Origin of the sequence: Pseudonocardia halophobica (assembly GCF_027922425.1) — a bacterium.
In the GTDB taxonomy this organism is placed as follows: domain Bacteria; phylum Actinomycetota; class Actinomycetes; order Mycobacteriales; family Pseudonocardiaceae; genus Pseudonocardia; species Pseudonocardia halophobica.
Map to the genome: position 1 here is coordinate 21234 of NZ_BSFQ01000056.1, position 14885 is coordinate 36118.

General features: G+C 75.3%; 12 protein-coding genes. 4 read left to right on the top strand and 8 right to left on the bottom strand.

The window, feature by feature from the left end; genetic code table 11:
- Positions 1-67 precede the first annotated feature (67 nt).
- Entirely contained in the window at positions 68-1123 is a 1056-nt protein-coding gene (locus PKE99_RS34825; protein WP_051737252.1) for a hypothetical protein, read from the bottom strand.
- A complete protein-coding gene (locus PKE99_RS34830; RefSeq protein ID WP_197040573.1) occupies positions 1120-1746 on the bottom strand; it encodes a hypothetical protein in 627 nt (208 codons plus the stop codon). Before PKE99_RS34830 ends, PKE99_RS34825 begins: the two co-directional genes overlap by 4 nt.
- A gap of 85 nt (positions 1747-1831) precedes the next feature.
- On the opposite strand from PKE99_RS34830, the gene PKE99_RS34835 reads away from it, so the two are divergent.
- The gene (locus PKE99_RS34835; protein ID WP_271214963.1) at positions 1832-2905 is read left to right on the top strand and encodes a hypothetical protein; all 1074 of its coding nucleotides are present in this window, start codon (positions 1832-1834) and stop codon (positions 2903-2905) included.
- 130 nt (positions 2906-3035) lie between these two features.
- Here PKE99_RS34835 and PKE99_RS34840 read toward each other — a convergent pair whose 3' ends face one another.
- The gene (locus PKE99_RS34840; protein ID WP_051737250.1) at positions 3036-4751 is read right to left on the bottom strand and encodes a class I adenylate-forming enzyme family protein; all 1716 of its coding nucleotides are present in this window, start codon (positions 4749-4751) and stop codon (positions 3036-3038) included.
- A 98-nt stretch (positions 4752-4849) separates the two neighbouring features.
- Here PKE99_RS34840 and PKE99_RS34845 point away from each other — a divergent pair, with 98 nt between their 5' ends.
- On the top strand, positions 4850-5941 hold the full coding sequence (locus PKE99_RS34845; protein WP_051737249.1) for an AbrB family transcriptional regulator: 1092 nt from the start codon (positions 4850-4852) through the stop codon (positions 5939-5941).
- A 7-nt stretch (positions 5942-5948) separates the two neighbouring features.
- On the opposite strand, the gene PKE99_RS34850 is transcribed toward PKE99_RS34845, so the two are convergent.
- Entirely contained in the window at positions 5949-7313 is a 1365-nt protein-coding gene (locus tag PKE99_RS34850) for an MFS transporter (protein WP_037044431.1), read from the bottom strand.
- A 100-nt stretch (positions 7314-7413) separates the two neighbouring features.
- Positions 7414-8295 (bottom strand): ABC transporter substrate-binding protein, encoded by an 882-nt coding sequence (locus PKE99_RS34855; RefSeq protein WP_037044429.1) that lies wholly within the window; start codon positions 8293-8295, stop codon positions 7414-7416.
- Between the two features lie 141 nt (positions 8296-8436).
- Here PKE99_RS34855 and pgm point away from each other — a divergent pair, with 141 nt between their 5' ends.
- Both pgm and ppgK read left to right on the top strand, forming a co-directional pair.
- Positions 8437-10068 carry a phosphoglucomutase (alpha-D-glucose-1,6-bisphosphate-dependent) gene (gene pgm / locus PKE99_RS34860; RefSeq protein ID WP_037044427.1) on the top strand — a complete coding sequence of 544 codons (1632 nt, stop codon included), beginning with the start codon at positions 8437-8439 and terminating at the stop codon, positions 10066-10068.
- Complete coding sequence (ppgK, locus tag PKE99_RS34865; RefSeq protein ID WP_037044425.1) at positions 10065-10829, top strand: polyphosphate--glucose phosphotransferase; 765 nt, start codon at positions 10065-10067, stop codon at positions 10827-10829. Before pgm ends, ppgK begins: the two co-directional genes overlap by 4 nt.
- Here the strand turns inward: ppgK and PKE99_RS34870 are convergent.
- The 3 genes from PKE99_RS34870 to PKE99_RS34880 form a co-directional block, all read right to left on the bottom strand.
- The gene (locus PKE99_RS34870; RefSeq protein WP_037044424.1) at positions 10826-12298 is read right to left on the bottom strand and encodes a mannitol dehydrogenase family protein; all 1473 of its coding nucleotides are present in this window, start codon (positions 12296-12298) and stop codon (positions 10826-10828) included. The two genes, ppgK and PKE99_RS34870, sit on opposite strands and share 4 nt — an antisense overlap.
- A 49-nt stretch (positions 12299-12347) precedes the next feature.
- Positions 12348-13253 carry an aldose 1-epimerase family protein gene (locus PKE99_RS34875; protein WP_156067460.1) on the bottom strand — a complete coding sequence of 302 codons (906 nt, stop codon included), beginning with the start codon at positions 13251-13253 and terminating at the stop codon, positions 12348-12350.
- Between the two features lie 170 nt (positions 13254-13423).
- A partial coding sequence (locus PKE99_RS34880; RefSeq protein ID WP_369075883.1) for an ATP-binding protein occupies positions 13424-14885 on the bottom strand: 1462 nt, incomplete at its 5' end.

The window sequence follows — 14885 nt, forward strand, 5'->3', positions numbered from 1 at the left end:
GGAACACACCGGAGGGGCCGCGGATCCGTGGATCCGCGGCCCCTCCCCTGTGCTGGTGCGGCGCCCGTCAGATGGTGAGCAGGCGGTCGAAGAAGCTCCGGTAGCGGCCCAGGGCCAGCCGGAGGTCCTCGGTGGAGGCGGACTCGTTGTTCAGGTCGCGCTCCAGCTCGCTGCGCTGCCTCTTGAACAGCGCCTCCAGCTCGTCGAGCACCTCGCCGACCAGGGCGTTGGCGTCGCGGACGGCGCCGCGGGGCTCGTCGACGAACCCGGCCTTCAGCGTCTCCCAGCGGCGCAGGTACTCCGCGGAGCGGTCCTGCGGGACCAGGGTCGCGTGGCCGGAGGAGTCGGTCTCCTGGGTGGGCGCGCCCATGGACTCCGCGCGGGACCGGCCGCCCTCGCCCTGGGCGTCGTGGTGGCCCTCGTGACGGCCGGCCTCGCGCAGGCCGCCGCCGCCCTCGTCGCCCGGCATCCGCTCGTCCGGGACGCCGGAGCCGTGCACGGCGGTGTCGTGGCCGCCGCGGGCGTCGCCGCGCATGTCGCCCATGTCCCGGCCCGGATCGTGGCGCATGTCGCCCGTGTCGCCACCCATGTCGCGGGCCCGGTCCTGACCGGTGTCGCGCGGGGCGTCGGAGGTGGCGTCGGAGGTGGCGTCGGTGGCGCCGCTGCGCAGGTCGACGGTGCGTGCGCCCTCGTCGCTGCGGACGTCGCGGTGCCCGGTGCCCGCGGTGTCCCCGATGCCCCCGGTGCCCCCGGCGTCCCGGCCGCGGAGGCCGCCGTCGGGGTCGTCGCCCGGGCCCAGGTCACCGCGGCCGCGGTCCTGCGGCAGGTGCTCGTCGTGCCCGCGGGGCATCGGTGCGCCCTCGCCGGTGTCGTAGCCGCGCTCGCGGGTGCCCACGCCACCGCGGTCCTCCTGGGCGGCGCCCCGGCCCTCGTGCCCGTGCTCACCGTGCTGACCGGGTTCCCGGCCCAGCACCTTGTCGAGGAAGCTGCGGTCGTCGTGACGGTCGTCGGCGTGCCCGCTGCCGTCGGCGGTGCGGGGGTCGAGCTTGTCCATCAGCCGCTCACCTCGTGTCTCGTCGGTGCTGCGTCCACCCTGTCGCTCGTGGCCCACGTGCTCGCTCATGCGCTCGTCTCCTTCCGGCGGGTGTCCTGGGGGCCGGCGGGGTCGCCGCCGTGCCGGCCGTCGTGCTGCCCGTCGTGGTGCCGGTCGCCGCCCAGCAGTGCCTGGACCAGCTCGCGGTAGGAGGTCACGGCGCCGCGCAGCTCCTCGGTGTCGGCGCGGTGCTCCCGGTTCGCCTGGGCGATCCGGCGCGCCTCGCGGTAGCGCTGCACCACCACGGGGTGCTCGACGGAGACGTCCGCCGCCCGCTGCTCGAAGTCGTCGACCGGATAGCCGCGGGCGGACATCAGCTCGTCCACCAGCGCGTCGGCACGGTCCACGGCGTGGTCCGGGTCGTCGACGAACTCCGCCTGGACCGCCGTCCAGCGGCGCTCGAACGTCTCCCGCTCACGGTCGTCGAGGGTGCGCAGGCTCAGCCCGCGGTGGCGCTTCTCGCGCTCCGCCAGGACCCGCTCGGTCTCGGCCGGGTCGTTCGTCTCCGACAGGTGGCGGTCGTACTCGGGGCCGAAGCGCTCCTTGAGGCGTCGGCTCTTGCGGCGCCCGTTCATCGACCACGCGAACGCGGCGAGCGCCAGCAGCGCGATCACCACCACGACGATCACTACGATGACTGCGGTGCTGCTCATGGACACCGGGTGCCCACTGAGGACCTGTCACAATCCGTGAGTACCGGATGGATCTGTGACCGATGCCACACTGAATCGAGTGAGCATGAACCGCTCTGCTCCGGACGCCGACGAGGGCTCCGCCGGACGCCCCGCGGAGACGCCCGACGGGTCCACCGAGGCCATGGACACCGGAGACCGGGTCGAGGCCGCCGCCGACGAGCTCTACGGCGTGGCCCCGGACGACTTCGTCCCCGTGCGGGACGAGCTGGTCGCCGAGGCCAAGGAGGCCGGGGACAAGGAGGCGGCCAAGGCGATCGGGCGGTTCCGGCGGCCCACGCAGGCGGCCTGGCTGGCCAATCTGCTCGCCCGCGAGCGCGGCGAGCAGCTCGACGCCCTGCTCGACCTGGCCGAGGAGCTCTCCTCCGCGCAGCGGACGCTCGACGGCGCCCAGCTGCGCCACCTCTCCGCGCAGCGCTCCAAGCTGGTCGGGGCGATGGCCCGCGAGGCGCGGCGGCTGGCCGCCGAGGACGGGCACCGGGTCACCGAATCGGTCGAGAAGGACCTGCGCGGCATTCTCGAGGCGGCCCTGGCGGACGAGGACGTGGCCGACGAGGTGCGGTCGGGGCGGCTGACCCGGACGGTGAGCTGGTCGGGCTTCGGGTTCGGCGGCGAGACCACCGCCGGCACCGGCCCGCGGAAGCCCCGCGAGCGGGACGGGGAGGGTGCCCGGCGTCGCCGGCCCGTCACCCGTCCGCCGCGGCGACCCGCCCGTGAACGTTCCGTGGCGGACACCGACACCGAGGCCGAGGCGCAGCTCGACGCCGCCGAGCGCGCCGAGCGGGAGCGCCGCGAGCGGGAGGAGCGGGCGCAGCGGGAACGGGAGCGCGCCGAGGCCCGGGAGGCCGTCGACGAGGCCCGCCGCGCGGCCGACGCCGCCGCCGACGCCCAGGAGGACGCCGCCGCGGCCCTCCGCGACGCCGAGTCCGAGCGCGACGACGCCACGGCCCGCGTCGAGGAGCTCACCGCCGAGCTGGAGCGGGCGCGGGAGGCCCGCACCGCCGCCGCGGCCGCCGTCAAGGACGCCGCCCAGGCCGAGCGGGAGGCGAGCCGCACCGCCCGCGACACCGCGACCGCCCTCACCCGCGCCGAGGAACGCCTCGCCGACCTGGAGGACTGAGAACCCATCGGCCCCGGGGCCGAGGCCCCTTCGAACGAGGGGGCACTCCGTTGATCGCCTTCACAGCAGCCCCCCGCAGCGCACGACGACCGAGGCCGTCGCGGGTGTGCGGGTGGCCGGTCGGCCCGGCTCAGCCGGAGCGCTCGCGCAGCTCCCGTTTCAGCAGCTTGCCGGTGGCGGTGCGAGGCAGCGGCTCGGTCCACCAGAACACGTGGGCCGGGGCGGCGAAGCCGGCGACCCGCGCGGTGACGTGCGCGCGCAGGGCGTCGGCGGCGGCGTCGTCGTGCGGGGACCCGGGTGTGGTGCGAACGGCGGCGGCCACCTCCTCCCCCAGTGTCGGGTGCGGGACGCCGAAGATCGCCACCTCGTCGACCCACGGCACCTCGTGCAGGGCGGCCTCGACCTGGGCGCTGTAGACGTTCTCCCCGCCGCGCAGCACCACGTCCTTGAGCCGGTCGACGACGTACACCCAGCCCGCGCGCACGAGCCCGAGGTCGCCGGTGCGGAACCAGCCGTCGACGAACGCCGCGGCGGTCGCCTCCTCGTTCCGCCAGTACCCGCCGACGATGTTGGGCCCGCGGAACCAGAGCTCGCCGATCTCGCCCTCCGGCACGTCGTCGAGCGTCTCCGGGTCGACGATCCGGACGTCGGCCCCGGGCGCCGGCCGCCCGACGCTGTCCGGGTGCGCCACGTAGTCCGCGCCGATGTTGGCGCAGACCGCGGAGGTGGTCTCGGTGAGCCCGTACCCGTTGGCGGACATCGGGCCGAGCTCGGTGTCGATGCGCTGGACCAGCTCGCCGGGGATCGGCGCCCCGCCCATCCCGATGCGCGACAACGACGACAGCTCGTCCCGGTGCGCGATGGCGATCTCGGCGAGCTCGCGCATCGTGGTGGGGACGCCGGCGCCGCCGGTCAACCGCTCCTCGCGCACCAGCCGCCGCGCCTCCTCGCGGTCCCAGCGGTACATCGTGGCGACCTTGCCCCCGATGATCACCTGTCCGTACAGGCCGTTGAGCCCGGCGATGTGGAAGAGCGGGTAGGTCAGCAGGGTGCCGGTCTGCGGCGGCGCGGGCCGGCTCGGCCCCGGCGACGCGGCCGCGTTGGCCCGGGCGGTGAGCAGCACGTTCAGCGCGTTGGTCACGTGGTTGCGGTGGGTGTGCACGGCGCCCTTGGGGCGCCCGGTGGTGCCCGAGGTGTAGAGGATGGTCGACGGGTCGTCCGGCCGGACCGTCGACGGCGGCGGGCCGGCCGCCGGGTCCAGCGACGTCATCAGGTCGGCCCATTCGCGCCCCGCGAACGGGCCCTCGCCGCGTACCCGGACCAGCGGCACGTCGCTCCCGATCCCGCCGTGCCCGGTCAGCAGGGCGGCCCGCTCGCCGTCGGCGACGACGATCCGGGCCCCTGAGTCCCCGACCGCCCAGACCAGCTCGGGGCCGGTCCACCAGGCGTTGAGCGGGACGGCGACGAGCCCGGCGAGCTGCGCCGCCCAGAACACGACGCCCCACTCGGGGTAGTTGCGCATCGCGATCGCGACGCGGTCACCGGGCTTCAGGCCGTACTCGCCGAGCAGGGCCGCCGCCAGGCCGTGCACGAGTCGGAGGTGGGTGGCGTAGTCGAGGTGCTCGTCGGCGTAGACCCAGTAGGGCCGGTCGCCGAAGGCGGCGGTGTCGGCGATCATCTCGGCGAGCGTGTGCGGCCCGCGGATGTACACCCGCATCGGGACGCCGCCGACGACCTCCTCCCGGAGGGCGTACTCCGCGCCGGGTGCGGTCATCCGGGCGAGCTCCCGCCCCAGCGGGGTGTCGTCCGCGGGGATGCCCGGTTCCACCGTCTGCTCGACCGGCACTGCCTGGTCCTCACTGTCCGTGGCATGCATCGGAGATCACTCTGCCACTCGGCTCCCCCGTCGCGCGACGGCTCGTTGCGCCGTGACAGGGTCGACCGGTGACGGAGGAGCGGACCGGGAGCGCACGCGGGGCCCGGTCCTTCCCCCCGCGGGGCCGGTGGGCGTTGCTGGTCGCGCTGACGGTCGTCCTGACCGTCCTGTTGCAGGGCTTCGGCGTCCCTTCCCCCGCGCTCTTCGCCGGCCTCGCCGTGGCCACGGTGCTCGCCCTGATCGGGATCGGGCCGGACCGCATCGCCCGCCCCGCGACGTCGGCGGCCCAGGCGGTGATCGGCGTGGTCATCGGGGTGCTCGCGCGACCGGAGACGCTGTCCGCGGTGGCCGCCGGCTGGCTGCCCGTCCTGCTGGTCAGCCTGGGGACGCTCGCGGTGAGCATGGCCGCCGGCCTGCTGCTGGGTGTCCAGCGCGGCGTCTCGCCGCTGACCGGGATGCTCGCGCTGACCGCGGGCGGCGCCTCGGGCCTCGTGGCCGTGACCCGCGAGCTGGGCGGCGACGAGCGGATCGTCTCGGTGATCCAGTACCTGCGCGTGGGAATGGTCACGGCGACCATGCCGATCGTGGCGACGGCGGTGTTCGGCGCCGGGCACGTCGGCGTCGGCGGCACGGGACCGGCCACGGGGCCCTGGTACCTCGGGGTCGCGCTCGTCGCGGTGTGCGCGCTGGTCGGGGTGCCGGTGGCGAACCGCCTGCACGTGCCGGCGGGCGCCCTGCTGGGGCCGATGGTGATCGCCCTGGCGCTCAGCCTCACCGGCCTGACCTTCGACGCCTCGCCGCCCACGCTGCTCGTGGACCTCGCCTACGCCGTGATCGGCTGGCAGGCCGGCCTGCGCTTCACCCGCCCCGCGCTGCGCACGGTCCTGCGGATCCTCCCGCTGGCCACGGTCCTGATCCTGGTGATCGTCGCCGCGTGCGCCGGGCTCGGCCTCGTCCTGTCCGCCGCGACGGGCGCGACCCAGCTCGACGGCTACCTGGCCACGACCCCCGGCGGTATCTACGCCGTGCTGGCCACCGCGATCTCGTCGGGCGGGGACGTGACCTTCGTCGTGGCCGTCCAGGTGCTCCGGGTGATCTTCATGCTGCTGGTCGCGCCGTTCCTGGCCCGGCTCGTGGGCCGGCGCTGGGGTGGGGGCTGAGTGTTCGCTAGGTGAGGTCGGCCAGGCTCCGGCCCGTGGTGCGCGGGCCGAGCACGGCCACGTCGACGGCCACGATCACCATCGCCACCGCGATCGCGACGAACACGGCCGTGGGGCCCGCCGAGTCGAGCAGCGGGACCAGCACGAACGGCATCACCGCGGTGGCCAGCCGGGACAGCGAGTAGGCGCTGCCGGCGCCGGTGGCGCGCAGGGTCGTGGGGAAGAGCTCGCCCGAGTAGACGTGGAAGCCGTTCGAGAACAGGTTGCTGACCACGGTGTAGGCGAACCCGAGCGCGACGATCAGCACCGGGTTCGCCGCGTACCCGAAGCCGAGCCCGAGGACGATCATCCCGATCGCGGCGCCGACGATCAGCGTCTTGCGCTGCACCCGCTCCATCAACGGGATCGAGAGCGCGGAGCCGATCGGGTAGCCGAGGAAGCTGAGCGCGGTGAAGGTCAGCCCCTGGACGACGTCGTAGCCCTTGGCCGCCAGCACCAGCGGGACGAGCGTGCCGAACCCGTAGTAGCCGAAGGTCTGGAAGAGCTGGAAGATCCACAGCATCACGGTGCGGCGCCGCCAGGGCTTGCGGAACAGCGCGCGGATCGGCTCGCGCTTCGCCGGAGCGATCTCCGGGCCGGGCTCCGGCTCGTCGAGCGTGCCGCGCTCGGCCCGCGCCGCGTCCTCGAAGACGCGGACCGCGGCGTCGGCCTCCTCGTTGCGGCCCACCGACGCCAGCCAGCGCGGCGACTCGGGCAGCCCGCGGCGCATCAGCCAGCACAGCAGGGCGCCCAGCCCGCCGATCACGAACATCCAGCGCCAGCCCTCGAGCCCGAGGAAGCTGTGCGGAGCGATCACGCGGGCGAGCAGGCCCGCCACCGGCACGCCGCAGAAGCCGACCGTGTACGCCCAGGCGATCATCCGGCCCCGGACGCGCGCGGGCAGCAGGTCGGAGAGGTAGGCGTCGCACAGCGGCAGCTCGGCCCCGATCCCGATGCCGGCGAGGAACCGGCACACGATCAGCATCTCGACGTTCGGGCTGAAGGCGCCCACCACCGAGAACAGCGAGTAGATGCCGAGGGTGAGGAAGAAGGCGCGGCGGCGACCCACGCGGTCGGCGAGCCGGGTCAACGTGATCGCCCCGACGAAGGCGCCGACGAACACCGAGGCCAGCACCAGCTTCTGCGCGGTGCCGGTGACCCCGAACTCCTTGCCGAGGACGGTCGCGAGCGTCCCCGCGAGGAACACCTCGTAGAGATCGAAGAAGATGCCGATCCCGACCGCCACCAGCGCGTACCGGTGCCGCCGGGTCACCGGCAGCCGGTCCAGCCGAGCGTGGATCGCCGCCGCCGTCGTGCCCGCCGAGGTCGTCATCGACCCTCACCTCCCCCGGCATCGTCGGGGCGCCCGGGATCTTCCGCACAGCGGACCGCCCGCTTCGCCGGATTGATCCGGCTCACCGGGGCGGACGTCGTCAGCGTCGGCTGATCCGCCCGGGCGGCGGCGCGGGCACGGCGTCGGGGTGCAGTGCCCAGGCCAGCGCCTCCACGCCGTCGACGATCCCGGGCCCGGCCTGCACCACGTACGCGGCCGAGTCGATCGCGACGAGCGGGACCCCGGGCAGCTGCGCGGCGACCGCCCCGGCCTGGCGTTCGGCCTCGGCGAGCCCGAACCCGCACGGGGCGACGACGGCGACGTCCGGCTCGAGGGCCGCGAGCTCGGCCCACGGCGCGGCCACGCTCCGGCCGCCCGCGATCGCGGCCAGCGGCTCGCCGCCGGCCCGGCGGACGAGGTCGGGGACCCAGTGGCCCGGGACGTACGGCGGGTCGGTCCACTCCAGCATCAGGACCCGCGGGACCGGCCGGCCTGCGACGGCCTCCGCCACGGCCGCCAGCCGCCCGCGCAGGTCGCCGACCAGGCGTTCCCCCGCCTCGGCGGCGTCCGCGGCGCGGGCGACCGCGAGGATCGCCGCCAGCACCTCGTCGAGCGTGTGCGGGTCGACGGACACCACGGCGGCGTCGGTGCCGATCTCCGCCAACGCCTCCTCGACCGACCCGGACGGCAACGCGCAGACCCGGCAGAGGTCCTGGGTGAGGATCAGGTCCGGGCGGGCGGCCGCGAGCGCGGCGCGGTCGAGCTCGTACATCGGCAGCCCGGCCGCGGCGCGGTCGGCCACCCAGCTGTCGATCTCCTTCGGCTCCAGCCCCGGCGGGATCGCGGTGTCGACCACCACCGGCACGCGCTCGGGGGCGCCGGGCGGGACGCCGCACTCGAAGGTGCGGGCCACGAGCGCCCCGCCGAGGCCCAGCGCCCCGACGATCTCCGTGGCCGCGGGCAGCAGGGAGGCGATCCGCATGCGGCGGAGGGTAACCCCGGCGGCCCCGGCGCAGAGTCATCCTGCGGACGTGTCCGGATGACCGGGCGGCGCGGATGCGGCAGGCTACAGGCGGCACCCGCGCCGGTCACCGCCCGGCGCCGCACGGAAGCGGAGGACGACATGGCCATCCACCCGCGGGCCGGCACCCCGGCCCGCCCCGAGGACCTCGTCGACGTGCCGGCCCTGCTGGCCGCGTACGCCGACCGGCACCCCGACCCCTCGGTCGCGGAGCAGCGGGTCGCGTTCGGCACCTCCGGGCACCGCGGGTCGGCCTTCTCGGCCACGTTCAACGACGACCACATCGCGGCGACGAGCCAGGCGATCTGCGAGTACCGGGCGCAGCAGGGCACGGACGGTCCGCTGTTCCTCGGCAAGGACACGCACGCGTTGTCCGACCCGGCCTGGGTGACCGCGGTCGAGGTGTTCGCGGCCAACGGGGTGCAGGTGCTCGTCGACTCCCGCGACGGCTGGACGCCGACCCCGGCCGTCTCGCACGCGATCCTGACCTACAACGAGGGCCGGGACAGCGGACTGGCGGACGGGGTCGTGGTCACGCCGTCGCACAACCCGCCCGCGGACGGCGGCTTCAAGTACAACCCGCCGGACGGCGGCCCGGCCGGCACCGCGGCCACGGGCTGGATCGCCGGCCGCGCCAACGAGCTGCTCGAGGCGAAGCTGCAGGGTGTGCAGCGGGTGCCCCTCGACCGGGCCGAGCGCGGGACCTACGACTTCCTCGACGCCTACGTGAGCGACCTGGAGTCCGTCGTCGACCTCGACGCGATCCGCAGCGCGGGCGTGGTGCTGGCGGCCGACCCGCTCGGCGGCGCCGCGGTGCACTACTGGGGCGCGATCGCCGACCGCTACAAGCTGGACCTCACGGTGGTGAACCCGGACGCCGACCCGGCCTTCGGGTTCATGACGCTGGACTGGGACGGCAAGATCCGGATGGACTGCTCGTCGCCCTACGCGATGGCGTCCCTGGTCGGCCGCAAGGACGAGTTCACCATCGCCACCGGCAACGACGCCGACTCCGACCGGCACGGCATCGTCACCCGCGACGCCGGGCTGATGAACCCGAACCACTACCTCGCCGTCGCCATCGACTACCTCTACGCGCACCGGTCCGGCTGGCCCGGCGGCGCGGCCGTCGGGAAGACGGCGGTGAGCTCGTCCATGATCGACCGGGTGGCCGCGGACCTCGGCCGGGAGCTGCTCGAGGTGCCCGTCGGGTTCAAGTGGTTCGTGCCGGGCCTGCGGGACGGCAGCATCGCCTTCGGCGGCGAGGAGAGCGCCGGGGCGTCCTTCCTGCGGACGGACGGCCGCCCGTGGTCGACCGACAAGGACGGCATCATCATGTGCCTCCTCGCCGGCGAGATCACGGCGGTGACCGGGCAGACGCCGTCGCAGCGCTACGCCGAGCTGACCTCCCGGTTCGGCGACCCCGCCTACGCCCGCACCGACGTGGCCTGCTCCCGGGAGGACAAGGCCAAGCTGGGCAGGCTGTCCGCCGACGACGTCTCCGCGACGGAGCTGGCGGGCGAGCCGATCACGGCGCGGCTCACCACCGCGCCCGGCAACGGCGAGCCGCTCGGCGGGCTCAAGGTCGTGACGGAGAACGGGTGGTTCGCCGCCCGCCCCTCCGGCACCGAGGACGTCTACAAGGTCTACGCGGAGAGCTTCCGGGGTTCCGAGCACCTGGCCCGGATCCAGGAGGAGGCGCAGCAGGTCGTGAGGGGAGCGCTGGGCGGATGACGAAGAAGAGGCACCACGGCCACCACCACGGCCTGGGCATCGACATCGGCGGGTCGGGGATCAAGGGCGCGCCGGTCGACCTCGACAAGGGCAAGTTCGCCGACGAGCGGCTGCGGATCCCCACCCCGCAGCCGTCGACCCCCGAGGCGGTCGCCGAGGTCGTCGGGCAGATCCTCGACCACTTCGAGTGGGACGGGCCCTTCGGCTGCACGTTCCCGGCCGTGGTCCAGCACGGGGTCACGCAGACCGCGGCCAACGTCGACCCCTCCTGGATCGGCTGCGACGCCCAGGGCCTGATGCGGGCGAAGACCGGCCGCAAGGCGCTCGTGGTCAACGACGCCGACGCCGCCGGGATCGCCGAGGTCGAGTACGGGGCCGCGAAGGGACACCGCGGCGCCGTGCTCGTCTCCACCCTGGGTACCGGTATCGGGTCGGCGCTGGTCCTGGGCGGGCACCTGTTCCCCAACACCGAGCTCGGGCACCTGGAGATCGACGGGCACGACGCCGAGAAGCGTGCCGCCGACTCCGCCCGGGAGCGCGAGGACCTCTCGTGGGAGGAGTGGGGCGGGCGGCTGACCCGCTACTTCCAGCACGTGGAGAACCTGCTCTGGCCGGATCTCATCGTGGTCGGCGGCGGGGTGAGCAAGAAGTTCTCCCGGTGGCAGCCCTACGTGGAGACGCGTACGCCGATGGTCCCGGCCCAGCTGCTCAACGACGCCGGGATCATCGGGGCGGCGCTGCTGGCGCACCAGGAGCACTAGCGCTCGACGAGCTTCTCCACCGTGGCGCGGGCGCCGTCGCGGTGCAGGGAGTCGAGGGCCCAGAGGTAGGCCTCGCGGAAGCGCTCGTCGTCCGCGAGGTCGCCGAACACCGCGGTGTTGCGGATGAAGGCCTCCGGGTCGTCGCGCTGGGTGCGGGCCAGCGGGACCAGGGTGTCGGCGAGCCGGTCCTGGACGTCGATCGGCGAGCCCTTCTCGTCGACGCCCTCGGCGTAGCGCGCCCAGCTGGCCACGACCGCGGTCGCGCGCTCGATCTCGCCGCCGTGCTGCAGCTGGTGGCGGATCACCGGGAGCACCCACAGCGAGATGCGGTCCGAGCTGCCGAAGTTGATCCGCGCCAGGGTGTCGGCGACGCCGGGGTTGGCGAACCGCTCGATCAGGGTGGTCTTGTAGGCGTCGAGGTCCACGCCGGGCACCTCGGACAGCGTCGGCGTGCCCTCGCGGTCCATGTAGGCGCGCAGGAACCGCGCGAACAGCGGGTCGCCGGCGACCTCGTGCACGTAGCTGTAGCCGGAGAGGAAGCCGAAGTAGCCCAGCGCCTGGTGGCTGGCGTTGAGCAGGCGCAGCTTCATCAGCTCGTAGGGCACGACGTCCTCGACGAGCTGCACCCCGACGTCCTCGAACGGCGGGCGGCCCGCCGAGAAGTGGTCCTCGAGCACCCACTGCGTGAACGGCTCGCAGACGACCGGCCAGCCGTCCGCCAGGCCGAACTCGTCCTCGAGGCGCTTCGTGTCCTCCGCGCTGGTGGCGGGGGTGATCCGGTCGACCATGGAGTTGGGGAAGCCGACGTTCTTCTCGACCCACTCGCCGAGCTCCGGGTCCTTCAGCCGGGCGAACGCGGCGAAGGTGCGGGCGGCGGTGTCGCCGTTGCCCTGGATGTTGTCGCAGCTCATGATCGTGAAGGCGGGCAGCCCGCGCTCCCGGCGGCGGGCCAGCGCCTCGGTGACCAGGCCGAACACCGTGGTGGGCTCGGCGCCCGGCTGCAGGTCGGCGCGGATCTCCGGGGTGTCCTCGGCGAACTCGCCGGTGACCTGGTCGATGTTGTAGCCGCCCTCGGTGATCGTGAGCGAGACGATCCGCGTGCTCTGCGCGGCCATCTTCTCGACCACGGCCTCCGGCGAGTCCGGCGCGAACAGGTACTCGACGATCGAGCCGATCACGCGCGGGGCGAGCGAGCCGTCCGGCTGCTTGACGACGAGCGTGTACAGCCCCTCCTGCCCGGTGAGCACCTCCTGCATGCGCCGGTCCCCCGGCAGCACGCCGACCCCGCAGATGCCCCAGTCGAGCGCCTCGCCCTGGTTCATCAGGGAGTCGACGTACATCGCCTGGTGTGCGCGGTGGAACCCGCCGACGCCGAAGTGGACGATGCCCACCGTGACCGCGGACCGGTCGTAGCCCGGGACCTCCACCCCGTCGATCTCCGGCAACCTGCCCCCGGCCAGAGTGTGCATCCGTGCCCCCTCGTCCGCGTCGTCGGTGACCCGGACCGACCCTAGCCGCTCAGGCCGTGACCGGCCGGATCCCCCAGCGGGCCGTCCACTCCTCGCCGGGGGCGAGCACGGCGAGGTCGGTGCCGGAGTTCAGCGCGTCGGGCGGGCAGGTCATCGGCTCGACGGCGACGCCGCGGCCGTGCCCGGGCATGTCCGGCGGCGTGAAGACCTGCACCCAGCGGAACACCGGCTCGGCCCACAGCTCGGCGCCCCGGCCGTCCGGCGCGACGAGGCGGTGCCGGACGAGGTCGTCGCCGTCGGCGGGGGCACAGTCGCCGAAGGCGGAGTCCAGCTCGACGCCCTTCAGGGGCGCACCCGCGCGCAGCGGCGCGTCGGCGGCGAGCGGCTCGAGCGGGCCGCTGGGCAGTTGGTCGGCGAGCGGGAGCGCGGCGCGGGCGGCGAGGGTGAGGGTGCAGTCGTCCGTCGGGGTGTCGCCGACGCGCAGGTAGGGGTGGAAGCCCAGGCCGAACGGGACGTCGTCGGACCCGAGGTTGGTGGCGGTGGTGGTGACGGTGAGGCCCTGCTCGTCGACGGCGTAGGTGACCGCGACGCGGACCGGCTGCGGCCAGCCGTTCTGCGGCGGCGCGACGGCCTCGAGCGTGATCGCCGCGTCGGTGCGGTCCGTGGGGCGCCAGAACGCGTACCGGAGCAGGCCGTGGATGGCGTTGCCGGCGTCGGGCTCGGTGAGCGCGAGCTGCTGCGCCTTCCCCTGCCAGGTCCAGCGGCCGCCGGCGACCCGGTTGGGCCAGGGCGCCAGCAGCGACCCCGACCCGCGCGGCGGGCGGACGCCCTCGGGCTGGGGCTCGGTGTAGTCGACGCCGGCCACGGAGAAGGAGCGCAGCCCCGCCCCGACCTCGTTCACCGCCGCCCGCGCCTCGCCGGACGCGATCCTGAAGTGCTCGCCGCTCGGATCCATCACGGACGTCATCCTGCCGCGTCGGGGGCGGATCCCGGGCCCCGGCACGCGCGGATCCGCGCGCGGTGCGGCCGGCCGCGAGCGGGATCAGGCGGGGTGGGATCAGGCGGGGCTGGCGGGGCGGGCTCAGGCGGGGTGGGATCAGGCGGGGTGGGATCAGGCGACTGGGCTCAGGCGGGGTGGGCGAGCGGGAGCGCGACGGCGGCGGGCGGGCCGAGGTCGATGACCGTCACGCCCTCCCCGACGTCCTCGACGGCCCGCCGGGCGAGGGCCGCCAGGTGCTCGTGGTGGCTGAACAGCAGCACCTGCCAGTCCGCGGCCAGTTCGGCGAGGACGGCGAGGGCAGCCGCCGCGCGGGCATCGTCGAAGGTCATGAGGACGTCGTCGAGCACCACCGGGACGGCCGGCAGGCCGGCGGCCCGGCGCTCGGCCTGCAGCTGCCGGATCCCGGCGAGCCGGAGGGCGAGGAAGACCTGGTCCGCCGTGCCCTCGGAGAGCTGGTCGGGCGCGAGCTCCTCCCCGTCCGCCCGGGCGGCGACGAGCGTGCGGGCCTCGCCGCCCGCCGGCCGCAGCCCGGCGAAGCGCCCGCCGGTGAGCCGCCCGAGCAGCCGGCCCGCCTCGTCGAGCAGCGGGGACGAGTGCCGGCGCTCGTAGCTCTCCAGCTCGCGGCGCAGGGTCTCGCGCTGCAGGTGCACGATCACGTACCGCTCGGCGGCCTCCGCGGCCCGGGCGAGGTGCCCCTGCGCCTCGGCGTGCAGCACGGCGGCACCGTCGGCGCCCTCGAGCACGCGCCGGCGGTCCCGCAGCCCGCCGAGCTGTTCCAGCAGCTCCTCGTGCTCGCGCGCGAGCTCCGCCGCCGCGGTGCGGGCGCGATCCAGCTCGTCGGCGAGGGCGCTCTCCTCGACGGTCTCGGAGGCCGCGACCAGCTCGTCGGCGTCGAGGTCGGGGGCCGCGGTGCGCAGCAGGGCCAGCGCCGTGGCCTCCTCCTCGCGGATCCGGACCGCCTCGCGGCCCCGCTCGGCGGCGGCGTCGAGGCCGCCCTCCTCGGGCGCGGCGGTGAGCCACAGCTCCACGGCCAGCCGGTCGAGCCGCTGCCGGGCCGCCGACGCCTCACGGCGGACGCGGCGCGCCTCCGCCTCGGCCTGCTCGGCGGCGGCGTCGACGAGCCGCGCCGACACCGCGGCCTCGGCGGCCTGCCGGACCCGGTCGACCAGCTCCGGCAGCGCGACGGCCGGGGGCAGGGCCCGGCCGAGGTGCCGCTCGGCGAGGGCGGCCACGGCCTTCTCGTGGGCCGAGACGCGGGCCGCGAGCCGCTTCGCCTCCGCGGCGAGCGCGCGACCGTCGGCCTCCGCGTGCACGGCCTCGGCCAGGACCTCCTGCCGGACGCGCCAGCTCGCGGGCCCGGCGTCGGCCGGTCCGCCCGCCGCGCGCAGTGCGTGCCGCCAGCGCAGGGACGCCTGGTCGAGGTCGTGGCGCCGGGCGTCGCTCTCGGCGGCGGCGCGCTCCGCGTCGGCCCGCAGCCGGTGCAGGACGGTGCGCCGGTCCCGCGCGGCGTCGGCCTCCGCCTCGAGGTCCTCGGCGGCGCGGAGCAGCGCGGCGGGATCGGCGCCGGGGCGGGCGCGGGCGGGCGCC

Excerpts from the sequence above, each read along its gene's own strand:
- PKE99_RS34825 (WP_051737252.1), bottom strand. The coding sequence starts at position 1,123 with ATGAGCGAGCACGTGGGCCACGAGCGACAGGGTGGACGCAGCACCGAC.
- PKE99_RS34830 (WP_197040573.1), bottom strand. The coding sequence starts at position 1,746 with ATGAGCAGCACCGCAGTCATCGTAGTGATCGTCGTGGTGGTGATCGCG.
- PKE99_RS34835 (WP_271214963.1), top strand. The coding sequence starts at position 1,832 with ATGAACCGCTCTGCTCCGGACGCCGACGAGGGCTCCGCCGGACGCCCC.
- PKE99_RS34850 (WP_037044431.1), bottom strand. The coding sequence starts at position 7,313 with ATGACGACCTCGGCGGGCACGACGGCGGCGGCGATCCACGCTCGGCTG.
- PKE99_RS34855 (WP_037044429.1), bottom strand. The coding sequence starts at position 8,295 with ATGCGGATCGCCTCCCTGCTGCCCGCGGCCACGGAGATCGTCGGGGCG.
- pgm (WP_037044427.1), top strand. The coding sequence starts at position 8,437 with ATGGCCATCCACCCGCGGGCCGGCACCCCGGCCCGCCCCGAGGACCTC.
- ppgK (WP_037044425.1), top strand. The coding sequence starts at position 10,065 with ATGACGAAGAAGAGGCACCACGGCCACCACCACGGCCTGGGCATCGAC.
- PKE99_RS34870 (WP_037044424.1), bottom strand. The coding sequence starts at position 12,298 with ATGCACACTCTGGCCGGGGGCAGGTTGCCGGAGATCGACGGGGTGGAG.
- PKE99_RS34875 (WP_156067460.1), bottom strand. The coding sequence starts at position 13,253 with ATGGATCCGAGCGGCGAGCACTTCAGGATCGCGTCCGGCGAGGCGCGG.